The 21,027-nt window shown below is 76.5% G+C and carries 13 protein-coding genes; 7 read left to right on the top strand and 6 right to left on the bottom strand.

All coding sequences use genetic code 11. The features are described from left to right. Positions 1-67 precede the first annotated feature (67 nt). From ACGFZ2_RS17055 to ACGFZ2_RS17045, 3 genes are read right to left on the bottom strand one after another with little or no spacing between them, the layout of a single operon-like run. Positions 68-1,030 (bottom strand): ATP-binding cassette domain-containing protein, encoded by a 963-nt coding sequence (locus ACGFZ2_RS17055; protein ID WP_393454512.1) that lies wholly within the window; start codon positions 1,028-1,030, stop codon positions 68-70. Further along, entirely contained in the window at positions 1,027-1,869 is an 843-nt protein-coding gene (locus ACGFZ2_RS17050) for an ABC transporter permease (protein ID WP_393262937.1), read from the bottom strand. Before ACGFZ2_RS17050 ends, ACGFZ2_RS17055 begins: the two co-directional genes overlap by 4 nt. Next, positions 1,862-2,713, bottom strand: a complete 852-nt coding sequence (locus tag ACGFZ2_RS17045; protein WP_393454509.1) for an ABC transporter permease — start codon at positions 2,711-2,713, stop codon at positions 1,862-1,864. The genes ACGFZ2_RS17050 and ACGFZ2_RS17045 overlap by 8 nt, the downstream gene beginning before the upstream one ends. A gap of 4,622 nt (positions 2,714-7,335) precedes the next feature. Here ACGFZ2_RS17045 and ACGFZ2_RS17040 point away from each other — a divergent pair. Continuing rightward, positions 7,336-9,495, top strand: coding sequence for a WG repeat-containing protein (locus ACGFZ2_RS17040; RefSeq protein WP_393454963.1), 2,160 nt, complete (start codon positions 7,336-7,338; stop codon positions 9,493-9,495). 46 nt (positions 9,496-9,541) lie between these two features. Then, positions 9,542-10,540, top strand: a complete 999-nt coding sequence (locus tag ACGFZ2_RS17035) for an aldo/keto reductase family protein (RefSeq protein WP_393262947.1) — start codon at positions 9,542-9,544, stop codon at positions 10,538-10,540. 107 nt (positions 10,541-10,647) lie between these two features. On the opposite strand, the gene ACGFZ2_RS17030 is transcribed toward ACGFZ2_RS17035, so the two are convergent. After that, positions 10,648-11,445, bottom strand: a complete 798-nt coding sequence (locus ACGFZ2_RS17030; protein WP_350707907.1) for a site-2 protease family protein — start codon at positions 11,443-11,445, stop codon at positions 10,648-10,650. Then, the gene (locus ACGFZ2_RS17025) at positions 11,445-11,645 is read right to left on the bottom strand and encodes a hypothetical protein (RefSeq protein ID WP_393262949.1); all 201 of its coding nucleotides are present in this window, start codon (positions 11,643-11,645) and stop codon (positions 11,445-11,447) included. Before ACGFZ2_RS17025 ends, ACGFZ2_RS17030 begins: the two co-directional genes overlap by 1 nt. Positions 11,646-11,787: 142 nt before the next feature. On the opposite strand from ACGFZ2_RS17025, the gene ACGFZ2_RS17020 reads away from it, so the two are divergent. The 4 genes from ACGFZ2_RS17020 to ACGFZ2_RS17005 all read left to right on the top strand — a co-directional run bounded on the left by ACGFZ2_RS17020 (position 11,788) and on the right by ACGFZ2_RS17005 (position 17,978). Next, positions 11,788-13,731 (top strand): protein kinase, encoded by a 1,944-nt coding sequence (locus ACGFZ2_RS17020; protein WP_393454506.1) that lies wholly within the window; start codon positions 11,788-11,790, stop codon positions 13,729-13,731. Positions 13,732-13,924: 193 nt separating this feature from the next. After that, on the top strand, positions 13,925-15,853 hold the full coding sequence (locus tag ACGFZ2_RS17015; RefSeq protein ID WP_393454503.1) for a bifunctional adenosylcobinamide kinase/adenosylcobinamide-phosphate guanylyltransferase: 1,929 nt from the start codon (positions 13,925-13,927) through the stop codon (positions 15,851-15,853). Further along, positions 15,843-16,616 carry an adenosylcobinamide-GDP ribazoletransferase gene (gene cobS, locus ACGFZ2_RS17010; RefSeq protein ID WP_393262955.1) on the top strand — a complete coding sequence of 258 codons (774 nt, stop codon included), beginning with the start codon at positions 15,843-15,845 and terminating at the stop codon, positions 16,614-16,616. Before ACGFZ2_RS17015 ends, cobS begins: the two co-directional genes overlap by 11 nt. A 66-nt stretch (positions 16,617-16,682) precedes the next feature. Then, positions 16,683-17,978 (top strand): DUF2314 domain-containing protein, encoded by a 1,296-nt coding sequence (locus ACGFZ2_RS17005; RefSeq protein ID WP_393262956.1) that lies wholly within the window; start codon positions 16,683-16,685, stop codon positions 17,976-17,978. Positions 17,979-18,089: 111 nt separating this feature from the next. On the opposite strand, the gene gcvT is transcribed toward ACGFZ2_RS17005, so the two are convergent. Beyond that, positions 18,090-19,232, bottom strand: coding sequence for a glycine cleavage system aminomethyltransferase GcvT (gene gcvT, locus ACGFZ2_RS17000; protein WP_393454500.1), 1,143 nt, complete (start codon positions 19,230-19,232; stop codon positions 18,090-18,092). Between the two features lie 161 nt (positions 19,233-19,393). Here gcvT and ACGFZ2_RS16995 point away from each other — a divergent pair, with 161 nt between their 5' ends. Continuing rightward, positions 19,394-20,965: a leucyl aminopeptidase gene (locus tag ACGFZ2_RS16995; RefSeq protein ID WP_350707897.1), complete on the top strand. Its 1,572-nt coding sequence runs from the start codon at positions 19,394-19,396 to the stop codon at positions 20,963-20,965. Positions 20,966-21,027: the final 62 nt, after the last annotated feature.

The following is a 21,027-nucleotide window of genomic DNA, read 5'->3' as shown; positions in this document are numbered from 1 at the left end:
GCGGGCGCGGGCTCCCCGGAGTCGGGCCCAGCTCGCCCGGCGGCAGGCTCCACTCGCGCGGAGGGGCTCAGCCACCCCGGTAGAGCCGGGCCACCACGTCCTCGATGTCCGGCTCGACGATCGAGACGTCCCGCAGTGAGCCCAGGGCGGCCAGGGCGGCCACCACCTCGGCCACGCCCGCCGACTCCAGCGCGAAGGCCAGCCGGTGCCCGTCGGCCTCCACCCGGTGCAGCGGCGCGCCGGGCAGCGCCGGCGGCTCGGGCAGCGGGGCCTCCAGGTCGGCGACGAGCAGCCGACGGGAGCCGTACCGCTCGTGCAACGCGGCGATCGACCCGTCGTGCACCACCCGACCGTGGTCGACCACCACCAGGCGACGGCAGAGCCGCTCGATGTCGGCCAGGTCGTGGGTGGTGAGCACCAACGTGGTGTCCCCGGCCCGGCCCAGCTCGCCGAGGAAGCCACGGACCGCCTGCTTGCTCACCACGTCCAGGCCGATCGTCGGCTCGTCGAGGAAGAGCACCTCGGGGCCGTGCAGCAGGGCGGCCGTCAGCTCGCCGCGCATCCGCTGCCCCAGGGACAGTTGCCGGACCGGGGTGTCCAGGAAGGCGTCCAGGTCGAGCAGGCTCCGACAGCGGCGCAGCCGGGCGGCGTGCGCGGCGGCCGGCACCCGGTAGACGTGCCGCAACAGTGCGAACGACTCCCGCAGCGGCAGGTCCCACCAGAGCTGCGAGCGCTGGCCGAAGACGACGCCGATGCGCAGCGCGAGCCGGGTGCGCTGGGCGACCGGGCGCAGGCCGCAGACGCGCACCTCGCCGGCGGAGGGCGTCAGCACCCCGGTGAGCATCTTGAGCGTGGTGGACTTGCCCGCGCCGTTGGGCCCGATGTAGCCGAGCGTCTCGCCCCGGGGGACCCGCAGGTCGACCCCGTCCACGGCGGTGACCCGGCGCTTCTCCCGGCGCAGCCGGCCGGCCCGCACCCGGACCGTGAACTCCTTGCGCAGCCCGTCGGCCACGATGACGTCGTCGCTCACGACCCCGTACTCCGGTAGTGGCGCACGCCGGTACGCCAGGCCGCCGCGGCCCCGGCGGCGGCGACCAGCGCGACGGCCGGCGCGGCCCAGCCGACCCAGCCCGGCAGGCCGAGCGGGTCGGCGCGGCCGAGCAGCGCCAGCGCCGGGTGGTAGCTGACGAAGGCGAAGCCCAGGCCGTACGCGAACACGGCGCGGAACCAGCCGCCGAACACGGTGACCGGGTACGAGGTGAAGTCCCGGCCGCCGTAGGTGACCGAGTTGGCCAGCTCGCCCGAGTCGACCCACCAGAAGGAGACGGTGGCGGTGGCGACGAAGACCGCCCCGAAGAAGACCACGCCGGCCAGCGGGGCGACGACCACCAGCAGCGCCCGCGCCGGGGTCCACTGGACGCCGGCCGAGCCGACCGCGACGACCAGTACGGCGAGCCCGAAGACCGCCCGGGACACCTTGCGCAGCGGCAGGTCCATGAGCAGCAGCTGCGGCAGCGCGCCGAGCGGGCGGACCAGCACGGCGTCGAACAGCCCTGTGCGCACGTAGCGGGGCAGCCGCTCGATGTTGCCCACCAGCAGATCGGCGGTGGCGAACGCGCAGGTCGAGAGGCCGACGATCACCAGCGTCTCGCGGAGCGTGAAGCCGCCCAGCTCCCGCGTGACGCCGAAGATCACCAGCACGGTCAGCACGTCGAAGACGGTGGACCCGACGTTGCCGAGCACGTCGACCACGAACGACGTCCGGTACGCCGTCTGCGACCGCGCCTGCGCCCCCAGCAGCGCCCGGTACGCGGCCAGCGCCCCGCCGCCGCGGCGCCGGGCGGCCGACGCCACCGCCCCGTCAGCCACCCTGCACCACCAGGCGGCGTTCCGCGCGGCGCTGCACGAGCCGGCAGGCGGCCAGGACCAGCACCGCCCAGGCGAGCTGGAGGCCGACCAGCCCGACCTGGGTGCCGGTCGGGTCCCGCTCGACGAGCACGTCGAGCGGGGTCTGGAGCAGGCTCGGGAAGGGGGTGCCCAGCCAGAGGACGTGCTGGAGCCACTCCGGCAGGAAGCGCAGCGGGAAGTAGAGCCCGGCGAGCACCCCCGAGGCGAGGGTCCAGAGGATCATCGGCCCCCGGACGTCCTGCAACCAGTACGCGGTCGCGTTGACCAGGAACCGGCAGCCGAAGCAGAGCACCACGGCGGCGACGGCGGAGAGCACGAAGAGTGGCAGGGTGGACAGGCGTCGGGGCACGTACACCTCGAAGAAGAGCGGCCCGACCAGCACCGGCGGGAGCAGCCGGACCAGGGCGGCGTGGCCGGCGCGGCCCAGGTCGGTGGCAAGGTGGCTGGTCACCGGGTGCACCGGCCGGAGCAGGTCGCTGGCGACGTCGCCGGTGCGGATCCGGTCCGCCAGGTCCGTCCACCCCCAGAGCAGGACCACGGCGAGCAGGCCCTGACCCACCCAGACGAAACTGGCGAGCTGGGTGCGGTCGTACCCGGCCACCGTGCCGGCGGCACCGGCCGCGGCGAGGAGGACGTAGCAGCGCAGGAAGCCGAAGACCGTGTTGGTGACGACGCCCGCCACGGTCGCCTGCCGATACGTGGCGTAACGCCGGAAGCCTGATCCGGTTATAGCACCAAATGTCCGGAACCATAGGATAACGTTTGGGGCGGTTGGCGGTGCCACAGTGGCGGTGAGCGAGCCCACGCCGCTACCCTCCTTCCGCAGCCACGCCATGCCGGGACGGGCGACTCTACCGGCACGTGGGGCGCCCAGCGCGACAATTTGCAACGAGGTGACATCGCCGTGAGCGAGCGGACGCGAGCCGGCCACCGGGGCGCCGCCGTGAGCGAGCGGACGCGAGCCGGCCACCCCGACGCGCCCGTTCACCGACGGCGCGCTACGGCCGTTCCGCTCACCCGCCGTGGCGACAGGTCCCCCGGATGAGCCGCTACGCCGACCGGTGGCACGACACCGGCGAACCGTCCTGGATGGTCGAGCCGACCACCGAGTGGCACCCGCAGTTCCCGGGCCAGCGCTACCCCGGCGACATCGGCATCCAGCACGCCCCGCCCACGCCCCGGGGCCGGGCGACCGCCGTCGGCCGCGCCGAGGTGCCCCCGCTCGCACCGACCCGGCCCGACGGGACCTACCTCGGCCGGTCCTGGGACGACGACCCCGACGGCTGGACCGGTCGACAGGAAGGGTGGAACGGCCGGCAGGAAGGCTGGAGCGGCCCGCTTGGCGGCCCCGACGGGCGGCGGCGCGACGACGAGCCGTACCGCCGGCCGCACGCGGAGCCGACCTGGCCGGACGACCGGCAGCCGCCGCACCGGCAGGAGCCGCCGCACCGCAACGCCCGGGACGGCTTCGACGGCCCCGGCCGCTCCGGCGCGGGCCGGCCGGTCGACTCCCCCCGGCCGCGCGACCACGCCGGCCACGACCGCTACGACGCCCGCCCGCCACGGCACGAGCCGGCCGGACGGGACCGCCCCGTCTCGCCCGCCGGCCGCCCGGAGCCGGGCTGGCTGCCCGAGCCGGGCGAGGACCCGCGCCGGTCGCCGGCGTACCAGCGGCCGGACCCGGGCTACGACCGCCGGCCGGAGCCAGGTCACGACCGCCGGCCGGGCCCGGGCCACGACCGCCGGCCGGAACCCGGCCACGACGACCGGAGCGAGCGCGGCCACGACGACCGGACACAGCGCGACCACGACGGCCGCTCCGAGCGCGGTCACGATCCGCGGGTCGGAGCAGGGCACGACCGCCGGCCGGAGACCGACGACGACCGCCGCACGGGCGAGGGGGCCCGCCGGCCCCGGTACGAGTGGGGTGCCCCCACCGAGCACCGCCCCTCGGACGCGTCGCGGGACCGTTCCTCGGACGGGAGGCGGGACGGTTCCTCGGACGAGCGGCGGGGGCGCGTCGGGGACGGGCCGTGGGAGCACGCCGCGTCGGGGCAGTGGGAACGGCGCTCCGACGGGCGGGAGGAACGCGCCCCGGGCGGACGGGGCCGCGAGCCGGGCGTACCCGCCGACGGGTGGCAGCGCCCCGACCGGGCCGCGAGCGGGCAGCCGTACCGTGCCGGGGAACGGCGCCAGCCGGAGCCGGACGAACGGTGGCAGGCACGCGAGGCGGCGGCGCGCGCTGAGGCGTACCCGGATCGGCGTCCGCGCGAGGCCGCCCGGCCCGAGGCGTACCGGGAGCACGACGCGTACCGGGAGCCGCGTAGGCACCCGCAGCAGGACGGCTTGCCCTGGCCGTCGTCCGGCCCGGCGCAGCCCGGTTTCGACCGGGACACGCGCCACACCGCACCGCACCCGGAACACCGGCGGTCGGCCGAGCCGGCCGACCGTCCCCACCACCACGGGGGCCCGCACGAGGTTGCCGCACCACCGGCCCAGCCCCGGTACGACGAACCACGCCCGTACCCGCCGTCGCGGGGTCCCGCTGGCGGCGACCGCCCGGTGTCCGGCGCGCCGGTCTCCGGCGTGTCGGTCTCGGTACCGCCGATCTCCGGCCCGCCGATCTCGGTGCCGCCTGCCGCCGGCCCGCCCGCCCCGGTACCGCCCGGCTCCGGCCCTCGGGGCTTCCTGACCCCGCGTAACGAGGTTGCGGTCCCTGGCCGGCCGGTCTCCCCCGCGCCGTCCCGCGACGTGCCGCCCACGGACCGAACCGGCCCGGTCGCACCGTCCCGCGACCTGCCCGTGTCGCCCGCTGGTCCCGCCCCGCGCCCGACCCCCGCTGCGGGTCCCCCCGCCGGCCCGCCGTCACCGGCCGGGCCGGCCGCCGCCCGGGCGACGGCGGCAGCCCCGGTGTCGCCGGCAGCCCCGGTCAGGGGTGACGCGGTACCGCCAGCAGGCCCGGCCGCCGGCCGCCCGGTGTCGCCCGCAGCCCCCGTGCCGTCGGCAGGCCCGGTGTCGCCAGCAGGCCCGGTGTCGCCAGCAGGCCCGGTCAACAGCCGACCGGTGTCGCCAGCCGGTTCGGTCCGGGGTGACGCGGTTGCGCCGGCAAGTCCGGGCGCCGGCCGCCCGGTGTCACCCGCATCTCCGGTCCCGAGCCGGCCGGTGTCGCCGGGAGGTCCGACCACCAGCCGACCGATCTCCCCGGCAGGCCCGACCGCCGGCCGACCGGTGTCGCCGGGGGGTCCGACCAGCGAGCCACCGGCTGCTGGTTCTCAGCCCCCGCTGCCCTCCGCCGAGGAGCAGTTCCAGGCGGCCGGCCACGTGCCGCGACCTGCTCCCGCGGACGACGTCACGCCGGTCCCGGCGCCGCCCGCCGCCCGACTGCGGCTGGAGTTCCTGCCGGCACCGAGGGTCACGTCCAGCACCGGATCCTCCGGCCCGGCCCCGGCACACCCCGAGCCGGTCCCGCCGACCCACCCGTACGGGCCCACACCGCAGCAGGGCCTCGGTGCCGAACCTCGCGGCGCCGAGCCCGTGATCGGACCACCGGCCACCACGCCGCCGACCGACCGTCCGGCGAGCGTCCAGCCGGCCGGTCCGCGCCCCGCTCCCGAGGACAGGGGTGCGGCGACCACCCCAGCGGTACCGTCGGAGACGCCAGCGGCCACGATGCCGCTCACAGCGGGCATGCCCAGGGTGTACGTTCCGCCGGCACCGGCGGCCCCGGCCCGGCCCCAGCCGGCCGCGCCGAGCGGCGCGGACGCCTGGTTCCGGCCCTCCAAGCCCATGACGCCTTCCGCAGAGACGGACGACGCTCGTCCCGCGGAGGCGGACAGCCCCCGCCCCGCTGCCCCGGCCGACGCGTCCCCGAGCGCTGTGTCGACACCCCCGGCGGCGACCCCGAAACCCGTCCAGGACGACCTCCTATCGCCCGAGCCCACCCACGACCGCCTCGACAGGGCGGCTGGGACCGATCCGGTGACACCCGCACCGGCCTCGCCGGGGACCTCGTCGACGGCCGCCTCGTCGGTTACCTCGCCCGTGTCTTCGCCGCCTGCCTCCGGTCCCCCTGCCGGACCGGTATCCGGGCCGCCCAGGGCACCCGCCCCGACGACCCCTGCGGCGGGCGACCCGGTTCCCCCGAGTCACTCGGCCGCCACACGATCGGAGCCGACGGAGCTCCACCTCGCCTCCGCACCGGCACGCCCTGTCTCCGGACCACCTGTCCCCCGCCCTGTCTCCATGCCCCCTGCCCCGCACGTGTCGGCATCACCCGCCGGGCCAGAGTCGGCACCCCCGGTCCCGTCGGAGTCGGCACCGCCCGCCCGGTCAGAGGCGACACCGCCCGCCCGGTCAGAGGCGACACCGCCCGCCCGGTCAGAGGCGCTGCCCGCAGTGCCGCCGGAATCGGCACCACCAACCCGGACGGAGGCCGTGCCCCCGGCCCCGCCGGAGTCGACACCGCCAGCCCAGACGGAGTCAGCACCCCCGGCCCCGCCGGAGTCGACACCGCCAGCCCAGACGGAGTCAGTACCCCCGGCCCCGCCGCAATCGACACCGCCAGCCGCGTCGGATCCGGTGCCAAGGGAGCACGCCGCTCCTGCCTTAGTCACGCTTGACGGTCCTCAGACCGGCCAGTCCAGGCCCGAGGACCTGGCACAGACCGTAACGGCGCCTGCCCCGGGCGCTTCTGCCCCGCCGCCCGCAACGGCCGCTGCGCCCCTGCGCACCCCTGGCACCGACGCCGCGACCACGGCTGGACCCACCGGTGGAACACCATGGCTGTCACCGAGGGGTTTTGACACCCATGGCGTTCCACTCGACGCGACCGATCCGCGCTCAGCGTCCGCGCACGCAGACCCGGCAGTGCGGGCAACCGCACCGCTGAGCGGCGCAACCGGAACGGTTCCCCCCGCGCGACCGGTCGACGCATCCCCGAGCGACTTCGTCCCTGGACCGGCGACTGTGAGCAGCGCACCCGACGCCGTTCCATCGGCGGCGGCGCCGGCCCCGGCCACGCCGGTTTCCGGACCGCCTGCCCAGCCCGTGTCCGCACCCCCGGCGGGCCCCGCTGCCTCACCCACGGCGCGGCCCGTGTCCGCGCCGCCCGTTGCGACCCCGGCACAGGCCGCACCCGTACCGCCCGTTGCGACCCCGGCACAGGCCGCACCCGTACCGCCCGTTGCGACCCCGGCACAGGCCGCACCCGTACCGCCCGTCACGGGTGCGGCGGCCGGGGGTGTCTTGCCGGCTCCGGCGCCCTTCCCCGCCCTGTCGGTGGACGGGCCCTTGCCCGCCCCACCCGAAGGGCACACCCCGGTGCCCGAAGACCGTCCGGAGGACGGTCCCGCGCCCGGTGCCGCGCCGGCCCGCGCACCAGTCACCGCGCCGCTGGCACAGGCCCTGCCCACTCCGCCCGTCGCGCCCGTGTCGGCCCCGCCGACCCGGCCCTCCGCCGCAACCACCGACAGCACGCCGTCGATGCCGGCTCAGCCGGTCACCACGCCACCCTCCGAAAAGCCGGCAGTGCCACCCGGCGTCCCCGACGTCGCGCCGGGACAGGGGGTGCCCACGCCGCCAGCACCGCCTGTCGACGCGCGGCCGGCGTCGCCCCTCACCATGTCACCGGCGCAACCACCATTCGCGCTGCCCGTCTCCGAGGCAGCCGCGCCGCCTGTCTCCGCGCCGCCGGCGCAACCAGTGCCAACAGCGCCCACACCGCCGGCGCGACCGGTGCCAGCGTCACCCGCGCCGCCCGTTGCCGAGCCGCTGACTCCTTCCGCCACCGGGCCGGTACCGCCCGTTCCGGCAGCGCCGGCACAAGCGGGACCGCTGGCACCGGCCGTCACCGCGCCGGCACCGCCCGTCCCAGCACCGCCCGTCTCGGCACCGCCCGTCTCGGCACCGCCCGTCCCAGCACCGCCCGTCTCGACACCGCCCGTCCCAGCACCGCCCGTCCCAGCACCGCCCGTCTCGACACCGCCCGCCCCAGCACCGCCCGCCCCGGCACCGCCCATCTCGGCGCCGCCAGGGCGGCCGGCGCCAGCGCCGCCCGTCTCGGCGCAGCCGGCGTCCGCAGCGTCCGCGCCGGCCGTGTCGACGCCGGTCGGGCAGGGCCCGTCGTCTACCGGCGAACGGCGCGAGCCGCACGCCCCGGAGCAGCGCGGCCAGGAGCAGCACACCCCGGAGCAGCGCGGCCCCGAGCAGCACACCCCCGAGCAGCACGGCCCAGGGCAGCACGGCCCAGGGCAGCGCGGCCCGGAATCGCGGGACGTCGACCGGACGAGTGCCGCGCAGGGCGACCCGGAGCAGGTGCTGGCGGCCTACCGCTGGCGGCTCGACCCGGAGACCCTGCGCGAGGTGGTGGAGGTGCCGGAGGAGTTCCGGACGATCCGCCGACGTCTCACCGAGAAGCTGGGCGCCGCCGTGGACAACCGGTCGCGCGCCCGGCTGCTGAGCCTGCGGGCGGTGGTCTCGCGGCTGCTCGGCGAACTGGACGACGCGCTCGCCGACGGTCGGCTCGCACTCACGTACGCGGAGGCGACCGGGGAGTTGCGGCGCACGGCGGTCGCGCAGGCACGACTGGCGCACGTGCTGCGCTGGCGCGGCGAGTTCGTGGAGGCCGACCGGCTCTTCGCCGAGGCCAACTCGACGGAGCTGCCCGACCGGCTGCGCGCGGCGCTGCACGAGCACGCGGGGCGGTCGTGCTACGACCAGGGCCGGTTGATGGAGGCGTGCCACCACTTCGAGCGGGCCCTCGACCTGCGCGGCGACGGGGACGCCGAACTCCAGGCACGGATCCGGCTCAGCCTGGACTCGGTGGCGCAGCGGGTGGCGGAGACGGGCTTCGGGCCGTACCCCCGGAGTCGGGACGAGGTGCTGGAGCGTGACCGGCCCCCGGTGCCGGCGCGCGACGGCGACCTGTGGGGTTTCGCCGACCCGGACGGCGACATGGCCGTCGCGGCCGAGTACGCCGAGGCGCAGGCGTTCCGCGAGGGGCTAGCCTGGGTGCGGCGGCCGGAGACGGAGCGGTGGTCGCTGGTCGACCTCGCCGGCGCCACCGTGCTCGGGCCGTCCTACCCGGTGGTCCGTCCGTTCAGCGACGGGCTGGCCTGGGTGTCGGACGGCGCCTCCGGGTGGGTGGCGATCGACGCCGGCGGCGAGGTGGTCGTGGCGCACGGCTTCGCGGACGTACGCCCGTTCCACCGCGGCGTGGCGGTGGTCCGCCGGGAGGGCTGGGGGGCGGTCGACCGCAACGGCCGCATCGTGGTGCCCACCCGGTACCACGGGTTCGCCACGGTGCTGGCCGACGGCCGGTACGTCGACGGTTTCACCGACGAGGGGCTGGCCGTGGTGGACGTGGCCGGCCAGCGGGGCGTGGTGGACCGCACTGGGAAGGTGCTGGTCCCGCCCGCCCATCCGGCGCTGGTCATCCACCCCGTCGCGTTCCTGGTCGACGACGGCACCGGGCACTGGGGTGCGCTCGACCGGCGGGGCGAGCCGCTGATCGAGCCGGTGCACCGCGACCGCGACGAGGTCGTCGCCGAGATCGAGCGGCTGCTCGTCGACACCCACCCGGTGCTCTGAGCCGCGTCCCCGGCCGGTCATGATCGGCAGGAGTAGGGTCGTGAGCATGGAATTCCGTCACCTGGGCCGTTCCGGCCTGATGGTCAGCGAAATCTCGTACGGCAACTGGATCACCCACGGCTCGCAGGTCGAGGAGGACGCGGCGTTCGCCTGCGTCCGGGCCGCCCTGGACGCCGGCATCACCACTTTCGACACGGCCGACGTGTACGCGGCCACCCGCGCCGAGGACGTGCTGGGCCGCGCGCTGGAGAACGAGCGGCGCGAGGGCCTGGAGATCTTCACGAAGGTGTTCTGGCCCACGGGGCCGGGCCGCAACGACCGGGGCCTGTCCCGCAAGCACATCATGGAGTCGATCGACGGCTCGCTGCGCCGGCTCCGCACCGACTACGTGGACCTCTACCAGGCCCACCGGTACGACTACAGCACCCCGCTGGAGGAGACGATGGAGGCCTTCGCCGACGTCGTGCACTCCGGCAAGGCGCTCTACATCGGCGTCTCGGAGTGGAAGGCGTCGCAGATCCGCGAGGCCCACCAGCTCGCCCGGGAGCTGCGCATCCCGCTGGTCTCCAACCAGCCGCAGTACTCGATGCTCTGGCGGGTCATCGAGTCCGAGGTCGTCCCCACCAGCGAGGAGCTGGGCGTCGGGCAGATCGTCTGGTCGCCGATGGCGCAGGGCGTGCTCTCCGGCAAGTACCTGCCGGGTCAGCCGCCGCCGGCCGGCTCCCGCGCGACCGACGAGAAGTCGGGCGCGGGCTTCATCGCCAGGTTCCTGGCCGACGACGTGCTGACGCGGGTGCAGCGGCTCAAGCCGCTGGCCGAGCAGGCGGGCCTGAGCATGGCGCAGCTCGCCATCGCCTGGGTGCTGCAGAACCCGAACGTCTCCTCGGCGATCGTGGGCGCGTCCCGCCCCGAGCAGGTGCACGACAACGTCAAGGCCGCCGGCGTGCAGCTCGACGCCGGCCTGCTCAAGGCGATCGACGAGATCATCGACCCGATCGTCGAGCGCGACCCGGCCCGGACCGAGTCCCCCGCCGAGCGTCCGTGACACCCCCGGCCCGGCCGGCCCCCACGAAGGGGACCGGCCGGGCCGGGCAGCGCCGGGCCGACGAACGGGCCGGGCCGGGCGACGACGGGCCGGGTGCGACCCGCCGGTCAGCTCTGCCAGAAGCGGATCAGGTCCAGGCCGAGCGCGTAGAGCCACGGCGGCAGGCCGAGGACGTCCCCCACGGCGAAGACCGCCCCGAAGAACCAGCCGCTGATCCGCGGGTTCCACAGCAGCGCGAACAGCAGGATGAAGCCGAACGGGGCGAACAGGTCGTACATCTTGCGCCACTGCGCGTTCAGCCACGGCTGGATCATGTTGCCGCCGTCGAGGCCGGGCACCGGGAGCAGGTTGAGCACGCTCGCGGTGAGCTGGAGGAACGCCAGCAGCGCCACGCCCGCCCAGAACTCGACCGGGCCGCCGCCGGCCGCGCCGAGGCGTACGGCGGCCACCAGGACCAGCGTGAACAGCACGTTGGTGGCCGGGCCCGCGAGGCTGACCAGCGTGTGCCGAAGCCGTCCCGGGATGGCGTGCCGGTCCACCCAGACCGCCCCGCCGGGCAGGCCGATGCCGCCGAGCAGCACCACCAGCACCGGCAGCCCGATCGACAGCAGCGGGTGGCTGTACTTCAGCGGGTTCAGCGTCAGGTAGCCCCGGTGGGCCACGCTGCGGTCGCCGGCCCGGAACGCGACGATCGCGTGGGCGTACTCGTGCAGGCAGAGCGACACCAACCAGCCGGACACGACGAAGAGGAACACGTCGAGCCGCACGTTGCCGAACCCGTGCCAGGTCAGCACGCCGCTCGTGGCGAAGAGCGCGACCAGGGCGAGGAAGACCGGGCTGGGCCGGAACGCCGCCCGGGGCACGCCGAGCACCAGCGGCTCGCCCCCCGGGCGGTCGCCGGCCATCACTCCGTCGGGGGCAGCAGGCTCATCCGGTATTCCACCCGGTCGTCCTCGACGAGCGCGACCGAGGTGACGCCGGACGCCGCGAGCTCGCGCCAGGTCTGGCCGATCCAGGACTCGGCGTCCGCCTGACTGCCGAACGACTCCGCCGGCCCCTCGACCGACTCGCCGTTCGTGCCCTCGTACCGCCAGCTCCACGCCATGCCGCGTCTCCCCTCGCCGCTGATGTCCCGTGGGACGAACCCCCGCCAGCGTAGTCGGCCGCGCCCCTACGGGCGCGACGCTCGGCGGCCGGGGCTCCGACGGGCTGATCAACCGGGGGCGACGGGCCGGTACCGTGGCCCGGTGCTGACTCAAGGAGTGGTGCTCAGCGAGCGGTACCGGCTGGGCGAACGGGTGGCGACCGGTGGCATGGGCGCGGTCTGGCGGTGCACCGACATCATGCTGGAGCGCGAGGTCGCGGTGAAGGTGCTGCTGCCGGCGCTGACCGCCGATCCCGAGTTCACCGCCCGGTTCCGGGCCGAGGCCCGGATGCTGGCGGCGCTGCGTCACCCGGGCGTGGTCGCCGTGCACGACGTCGGCCGGTCCACCCTCGCCGACGGCAGCCAGGCCGACTACCTGGTGATGGAGTACGTCGACGGCCAGCCGCTGAGTTCCTGGCTGCGGCGGGCGGGGCGGCTCGACCCGGCGTCCACGATGTCGGTGGTGGCGCAGGCCGCCGACGCGCTGCACACGGCCCATCTCGCCGGCATCGTGCACCGGGACGTGAAGCCCGGCAACCTGCTGGTGAAGTCCGACGGCCGGGTGGTGCTGGTGGACTTCGGCATCGCCCGTTCGGGCACCACGGCGGGCATCACCGCCGCCAACGTGATGCTCGGCACCGCCTCGTACATGTCCCCCGAGCAGGCCGCGAACCAGCCGGTCTCCCCGGCGACGGACATCTACGCGCTCGGCGCGGTGGCGTACGTCTGCCTGGCGGGGCAGCCGCCGTTCGACGGCGACAACCCGCTCCAGGTGGCGCTGCGCCACGTCCAGGAGGAGCCGCCGCCGCTGCCGCCCGGCACCCCGCCGCCGGTGGTCGCGCTGGTGGAGCGGGCGATGGCCAAGCGCCCCGCCGACCGGTACCCGGACGCGGCGGCGCTCGCCGACGCGGCGGCCGAGGCGCGGGACGCGACGCTGGCCGTTGTCCCGGCCTCCGCCCGCCCGCCGTGGGCCGTCGCCGGGCCGGCCCCCGCCCCGCTCGCGTCCCTGGCCAGCGGGGGCACCGACCCGGGCGGCAGCTCTCTGCCCGGCGCGGGAACCGGTCCAGGCGGCAGGTCCCTCGCTGGCGCGGGAACCGGCCCGGGCGTCAGCTTCCAGCCCGGCGCCGGGCCGGGTGGCCTCGCCGCGCCCGCGCCGTCCGCCGCCGGGGCAGACGCGGGCCGCATGCTTCCCATCGACCCGTTCGGCGCGCTGCCGCCCGCTCCAGCCGGGCACCGGCCGGTCGCGCCGGCTGCGGAGGCGGCCCCGTTCGGGCGCCCGGGTCATCCGGCGGCCGGAAGCGACACGTGGGGCGGGCTGCCGCCGACCCGGGAGGACCCGGTCGAGGCGCGGCCGTCGCGACGGCGCCGGGGGGCGCTGGTCGGCGCGGCGGCCACCGTGTTCGTGGTGCTGGCCGGGGTGGTGGGGGCGACGACCCTCTTCTCGGGTGGAGACCCGGCCGGCGGGGACACGCCTACGGCGCTGACCGGCAGGTCCGTGGCGGCGGGGACTTCGGAGCCGGAGGGCGGCGACGGCACGGGGCAGCTCCAGGTCGACCCGTCGTCGGGCGTGACCCGGTCGGCGGCCCCGTCGTCCGGGGCGCCCTCGTCGACGCCCGGCCGCTCCTCGGCCCCCACGACCGGTGGCGAGCCGACCGTCACCTCGTCGGGGCGGCCCAGCTCCGCCCCGACGACCAGCCAGCCGGCGAAGCCGAACCCGTACACGCCGGTCGAGGCGTGCGGCAGCGGGTACAAGGTGATCGACTCGGCCGCGCTGACCGCCTCGGGCGTCCGCAAGGGCCGGGTCTACCTGCTCTACCACGCGGGCACCGGCACCAACTGTGTGGTGACGATGAAGGAGTCGGCGGTGGGCACGGCCACGTCCGCCTCGGCGTGGCTGGAGGTGCAGGGGCGGGCACGCAGCACCGACAGCGGGTCGTTCTCCTACTACGCCGGGCCGGTGCGGGCGAAGGCCGCCGGGGTCTGCGTGAGGTGGGGCGGGTCGACCGGCGGGGCCAGCTACGGCAGCGGCTTCGAGCACTGCGACTGAGCGGAGCCCGCGGCGCCTCACCCGCCGTGGGCGGGCCTGCGGCGGCTGACCGCACCCGCCCGCCCACCGCCGGCCGGACCCGCCAGCCGCCGCCGGACCCGCCGGCTGGGCCGCTGGCCGCCCGCCCGCTGGGACCGCCGGCTCCTCGTACCTCCGGGGGCCACGCCCCGGGGGCTGGCTCTAAAGTACGGGCATGTCGGTTGACGGGTGGAACACGGTCCTGGTGCTCGGCGGCATCCGGTCCGGGAAGTCGGAGTTCGCCGAGTCCCTGGTCGCCGAGGCGCCGACGGTCCGCTACGTGGCCACCGCCGCCGACGCGCCCGCCGACGACGCGGAGTGGGCGGCCCGGCTGGCGGCGCACCGCGCCCGTCGACCGGAGAGCTGGACCACCGAGGAGACCGCGGACGACCCGCGCCGCCTGGCGGACGTGATCGCCTCCGCCGGCCCGAACGAGACGCTGCTCGTCGACGACCTCGGCGGCTGGGTGACGGTGCTGCTCGATCCGGCCCACCAACCGGCCGACGACACCGCCACCGTCGCCGAACTGGCGGCGGCGGTGCGCGGCTGCGCGGCCCGGCTGGTGCTGGTCAGCCCCGAGGTCGGGCTCTCGCTGGTGCCGACCACCCCGCTCGGCCGGGCGTTCACCGACGCGCTCGGCGCGGCCAACCGGGCGGTCGCCGACGCCTGCGACGCGGTCGTGCTGGTGGTCGCGGGGCAGGCGGCCTGGCTGAAGCCCGGCGCCCCGCAGCCGGGCGTCGTGCCGGCCCAGGCCGGCCCGGCCCCGCTCACCGCGACGGGTGTGCCGGCCGCCACCGGCGCGACGACTGAGCCGGCCGCCGCCACGACCGCCACCGGCGCGGCCGGCGGGCCGGTGGGCGCCGCGGAACGCGCCGCGGGCGGGCCCGCCCCCGCGTCGGCCGAGCCCGACGGCGCCGCCTGGGCCGCACCGACCATGGCGTTGCCGGTGGTCGCCACCGGCCTGGTCATCCAGCCCGGGATGGAACTGCCCATGCCCGACGAGTACGCCGGCCCGCAGGCGATCGAGCGGCTCGCCACGCTGGACGTGCCCGGGGCGGGGCTGGGCGCCCTGGAGCGGGTGGTCGGGTTCGCCGCCGCCACCCAGGGCACCGCCACGCCGGCCCCGTGGGGCTCGGTACGGGTGCTGCTGCTGCACGGCGACCACCTCGGCGGCGCCGCCGCCGGCAGCGTGGACGGCGAGTCGGCGCGCCGGGCCCGGCAGGCCCGCGCCGGCAGGGGGGTGCTGGCCCGGTTGGCCGCCGAGAGCGGTGCCGACGTCCAGGTCGTGGAGACCCCTGTCTCGGCACCGATGGAGGACGAGCCGGCGCTGACCGGCGAGCAGGTCGAGGCGGCCCTGCGGGACGGCTGGCGGCTCGCCGAGGAGGCCGCCGACGCGGGCGTACACCTGCTGGTGCTGGGGGCGTGCGGTGCCGGCACCGAGGCCGCCGCGGCGGCGGTGCTGGCCGCGACGGCCGGCGCCGAGACGCCCGCGGTGCTCGGCCGCGTGGTCATCGCCTCCGGCGAGATCGACGACGCGGCCTGGATGCGGCGGTGCGCCGCCGTGCGGGACGCGCTGCACCGGACCCGGCGCTCGCCGCGCGGCGCCAAGGACGTGCTGGCCGAACTGGGCGGCGGGGACGTCGCCGTGGCCACCGGCGTCCTGCTCGGCGCGACCGCCCGCCGGCTGCCGGTCATGCTCGACGGGCCGGTCGGCGTGGCCGCCGCCATGGTCAGCCGTGACCTGGCCGGGCAGGCCCGGCACTGGTGCCTGCTGGCCGACCACCGCGGGGATCCCGCCGTCCGGCTCGCCGCCGACGTGCTGGGCCTGACCCCGCTGCTCGACGTGCACCTCGACCTCGGCGAGGGCGCCAACGCGCTGGCCGCGCTGCCGCTGCTGCGATCGGTGCTGGCGCTGGCCGCGGCGCTGCCGGCCCGCCCGTCGCCCGGCGGCGGCGGGGAGGACGGCGACGACGACGGCGAGCGGGAGCCCGGTGTCGACACCGACGAGCCCGACTTCCGCGAGCCGGAGCCGGCTGGCCCCGGGCCGACCAGCACGGAACCGGAGACGGAGCCGGTGGACCCGTCCGGCCGGCGTGCCGGCTGAGTCGCGGCTCGCCGACGGGGCGCGGCTGGCGCTGACCACCTTCACCACCCTGCCGGTGCGCGCCGGGCGCATCGACCGGCCGGCGGCGGGGACGGCGATGGCGCTCGCCCCGGCGGTCGGCGCGCTGCTCGGCGCCGTCCTGGCCGCGATCCTGCTGCTCCCGGGCGCGCTCGCGCCCCCGCTGGTCGCGGCGGCCGTGACCGTCGGTGCCGGCGCGCTGCTCACCCGCGGACTGCACCTGGACGGGCTGGCCGACACCGTGGACGCCCTGGGGTCGTACCGGCGGGGGGCGGCCGCGCTGGAGATCATGAAGAAGCCGGACGTGGGCCCGTTCGGGGTGGTCGCGCTGGTGGTCGTACTCCTGGTGCAGACGGCGGCCCTCGCGGAGCTGGCCGGCCGGTCGTGGCCGGCGGCGCTCGCGGCGGTGGTGGCGGCGACCGCCGCGGGCCGGCTCGGGGTGGCGGTGGCCTGCCGGCGCGGGGTGCCGGCGGCCCGCCCGGAGGGGCTCGGCGCGCTGGTCGCCGGCACCGTCGGGCCCGTCGCGCTGGTAGGCGGGACGGTCGCCGTCGCGCTGCCGGCCCTCGCGGCCGTGCCGGGCCGCCCGTGGCAGGGGCCGCTCGCCGTCGCCGCCGCCCTCGCCGTCGCGGTGGGGCTGCTGCGGCACGTGGTACGCCGACTCGGCGGCGTCACGGGCGACGTGCTCGGCGCGACCGTGGAGGTGGTCACCACGCTGGTCTACCTGGGACTGGTGCTGTCCGGCTGAACGGGGCACGCCGCGGCGGGTAGCGTTCTCCCACGACAGCACCGGCGCGGCCATCCGGGGGACGACATGCTCATCACGGACGACTTCCTGCCCGTACCGGTCCCGGAGTCGCTGAGCGCGACCTATCTGGTGCCCATGACGGGGCTGCCGAAGGTGAGCACGAAGACGGCCGTGCAGCGGCTCAGCGGCCGGCTGGCCGAGCCGGTGCACGGGCTGGCCCGGCAGATGCTGGACAGCCCGCTGATGACCGTGGACACCCGCCCGATCGGCGAGTTCCCCGCGCTGCCGCCGGACCTGCTCACCGCGTTCGGCGCCACGGAGGCGCAGCTGGCCCGGCTGGCCGCCGCGAGCCACCTGGTGGTGGTGCAGGCCGAGTACCGGCCCGGCTGGCCGCCGGCCCACGAGTGGGCGGCGCGGGCGGTGGCCGCGGCCGTCGCCGAGACCGTTGACGGCGACGTGGTGGACGTCTTCGGCCTGCAGTTCCTCGACCCGGCGACGGCGTTGCGCTCGCTCCCCGACGAGCAGGGGCGCATCCGGCTGGTCGACTGGGTGCTGGTGCCCTACTCCTCGGACGCCGAGGGCCTCTGGTTCACCACGAAGGGGCTGCGTCGCTTCGGGCTGCTGGAGTTGCAGACCCAGGGCGTGCCGGACCACCTGACCCGGGCGTGGGGCGCGGTGATGACCGGCGCGGCACGGCGGCTGCTGCGGGACTGGACCGACGGGCTCTCCGGCGAGGAGGTGCCCGCGTTCGTGCAGCTGCCGGTGCTGGCCACCGTGACGGGGCACGACATCGCGGTGGCGTACGGCAATCCGGAGCAGCACGGGGCGACGGCGCCGGTGCTGCTGCGGCTGGAGCTGGACCCGGCCACCGATCCGGACGCCGACTCGTTCCTCAGCCTGCGTCCGCCGGCCGGGCACCCGGGGCCGGACGGCCGCTACTTCGCCGCCGCCTGCGCGACCCTCTTCGCCGGCATCCAGCCGGACGTGCGCTACGCCCGCCCGGGCGACGCGATGAGCAGGGCGATCGCCACCGCGCGCGCCGGGCTGGGCGACATCCGGGCCCGGTTCCTCGCCGGCCGGCTCCCGCCGGAGACGCAGCTCGTGGTGAAGTACGGGCTGCCGGGCGACGACGGCCCGGAGTACGTCTGGGCCGGGGTTACGTCGTGGGAAGCGCCGGAACGGATCGTCGGCGCGAGCGCCAGCGACGCCAACACCGACCCCACCGTGCGCATCGGCTCCCCTGTCGTGGTGGAGGCGGCGGACGTGGTCGACTGGGCGGTGCTCGACGGCACCGGCGTCATCGAGGGCGGCTGGACCCAGGCCGTCCTGGACGCCGGCGAACGCCCCCCGCCCCCGGTCTGACCACGCCAGCCACCCAGCCACCCCCGTTCCCAGCCAACCCCGTTGATCATGAAGTTATTGCCGGGACACGCCGATCCGGACGGCTACAACTTCATGATCAACGGGTCGTGGTCACTTCACCGAAGGGGTGACGAACGGGGGGCGGGTGACGCGCATCTGGGCGCGGCGGCCGCGGATGTCGACCTCGACCAGGTCGCCGTCGGCGAGGTTCGCGGCGGTGTCCAGCAGCGCCAGGGCGATGCCCTGCTTCTTTGTCGGGGAGAACGTGCCGCTGGTGACCGCGCCGACCTGCCCGTCGCCGACGAACACCGCCATGCCGGGGCGCGGGATCGCCCGGTCGACGGCCGCCAGGCCGCGCAGCGTACGCCTCGGGCCGGCGGCCTTCTCGGCGAGCAGCGCGTCGCGACCCCAGAAGGCCGCCTTGTCCCAGCCGACCGCCCAGCCGGAGCGGGCCTGCACCGGGGTGATCTCCAGCGACAGGTCCTGCCCGTGCAGCGGGTACCCCATCTCGGTGCGCAGGGTGTCCCGGGCGGCCAGCCCGCAGGCGCGCAGCTCGAAGGGCTCCCCGGCGGCGAAGAGCGCGTCCCAGACCGCGACGGCGTGCTCCGCCGGCACCACCAGCTCGAAGCCCAGCTCGCCGGTGTAGCCGGTGCGGCACACGGTCAGCTCGACCGGCCCGGACGCCACGTCCAGGGTCGCGGTGGAGAAGCTCATGTAGCCGTGGTCGGTCGGCAGACCCAGCGCGCCGAGCAGCTCCGCCGAGCGCGGCCCCTGCACGGCGAGGACGGCGTACGCCTCGTGCTCGTCGGTGACCGTGACCGACGCGGGCACGGCGGCGCGGAGCCGGCGCACCACCTCGGCGGTGTTCGCCGCGTTCGGGATGAGGAAGACGTGGTCGTCGGCGTGCAGGTAGGCGATGATGTCGTCCACCACGCCGCCGGTGGCGTCGTCGCAGCACAGCGTGTACTGCGCCTGGCCCGGCCCGATGCGGCGGAGGTCGTTGCTCAGGCAGGCGTTGACGAACTCCGCCGCGCCCGGCCCGGTCACCCGCGCCTTGCCGAGGTGGGAGACGTCGAAGACGCCGACTCCGGTCCGCACCGCGGTGTGCTCCTTGAGCACGCCGCCTCCGGCGTACTCCAGCGGCATCTCCCAGCCGCCGAACGGGGCGAACTTCGCGCCCGCAGCGGTGTGCCGCTCGTGCAGGGGGGAACGGCGCAGCCGGGTCGCGGCGGCGTCGGAGGTCACGTCGGTCATGGGTGGGAACTTACCGGGGCCTGAACGGCTGGTTAGCATCGGCGGGACCCGCCGGAGCCGTCGGCGGGACAGCCCCGACCTCCGACGGGTACGTTCCGCCGGAGACCTTCATCGCCGGTACGCCACGACGCGACCGGCCCGGCCCGCCCGGAGTAGCTTCAGTGACATCGCCCAGCACCACCCTGAGCCTGGTCGACACCGACCCCGCCGAGCTCGCCGTCGACGCGATCGTGATCGGCGTGCACAGCCAGACCGGAGAGCAGGACGCCACCAGCGGCCCCGCCGGGACCCTGCTGCTGGCCAGCGGCGCGGAGAGCATCGCCGCCGCCTTCGACGGCAAGCTGACCGAGACGCTGGCCCTGTTGGGCGCGACCGGCGGCCCCGGCGAGGTGATCAAGCTGGCCACGCTGGGCACCGTGACGGCCCCGGTGGTCGCGGCCGTCGGGCTCGGCCCGGAGCCCACCGGCGCCGCCCCGGCCCCGGAGACCCTGCGCCGGGCGGCCGGCGCGGCCGTCCGGGCGCTCGCCGGCGCGCCGCGGGTGGCGCTGGCCCTGCCGCTGCCGGACGACGCCGACGCGCCGGCCGCGCTGCGCGCCGTGGCGGAGGGGGCGCTGCTCGGCGGGTACCGGTTCGCCGGCTACAAGACCCGGCCGCAGCCGGCCCGGCGGGAGCCGGTGGCCGAGGTGCTGGTGGCCGTCCCGGACGCCGGTGACGCCGGCGCCCAGGCCGAGATCGCCCGGGCCCAGGCGGTCGGCGGCGCGGTCCGGCGCAGCCGGGACTGGGTCAACACCGCCCCCAACGAGCTCCGCCCGCCGTCCTTCGCCGACTCGGTGGCGGACGCCGCCCGCGAGGCCGGCCTCGAGGTCGAGGTCCTCGACGAGGCCGCGCTGGCGGCCGGCGGCTACGGCGGCATCATCGCCGTCGGGCAGGGCTCGGAGGCCCCGCCGCGCCTGGTGAAGCTGAGCTACACCCCGGCCGGCGGCGGCAACGGCAAGCGGGTCGCGCTGGTCGGCAAGGGCATCACCTTCGACACCGGCGGCATCTCGATCAAGCCGGCGCAGGGCATGTGGGAGATGAAGTCCGACATGGCGGGCGCCGCCGCGGTGGGCGCCACCATGCTGGCGATCGCCGCGCTCAAGCCGTCGGTGGCGGTGACCGCGTACCTGCCGATGGCGGAGAACATGCCGTCCGGGCGGTCGTACCGGCCGGGTGACGTGATCAGCATGTACAACGGCAAGAAGGTCGAGGTGCTCAACACCGACGCCGAGGGCCGGATGATCCTGGCCGACGCCATGGCGCGGGCCTGCGAGGACGGCTGCGACTACCTCTTCGAGACCTCCACCCTGACCGGCGGGCAGGTCATCGCGCTGGGCAAGAAGATCGCCGGCGTGATGGGCAGCCCGGAGCTGTGCGAGCGGGTCAGGGTCGCCGGCGACGCCGTCGGCGAGCCGGCCTGGCCGATGCCGCTGCCGGACGACGTGCGCAAGGGCATGGACTCCGACGTGGCCGACATCTCGCAGGTCAACGCCGGCATGGACCGGGCCGGTCACATGCTCCAGGGCGGGGTGTTCCTGCGCGAGTTCGTCACCGAGGACGTGGCCTGGGCGCACATCGACATCGCCGGGCCGGGCTACCACTCGGGCGAGCCGACCGGCTACTGGACCAAGGGCGGCACCGGCGTCCCGGTCCGTACGCTCGTCCAGCTCGTCGAGGACGTCGCCGCCAACGGCTGACGTGTAAGGAAGGGCCCCTTGTTAACGCATTGCGTTAACAAGGGGCCCTTCCTTACACGTGG

The sequence above is a fragment of the Micromonospora sp. NPDC048063 genome (assembly GCF_043202855.1).
GTDB lineage: Bacteria > Actinomycetota > Actinomycetes > Mycobacteriales > Micromonosporaceae > Micromonospora.
The sequence above is the reverse complement of the archived record's forward strand: the minus strand, read 5'-3'. Positions and strand labels throughout refer to the sequence as shown.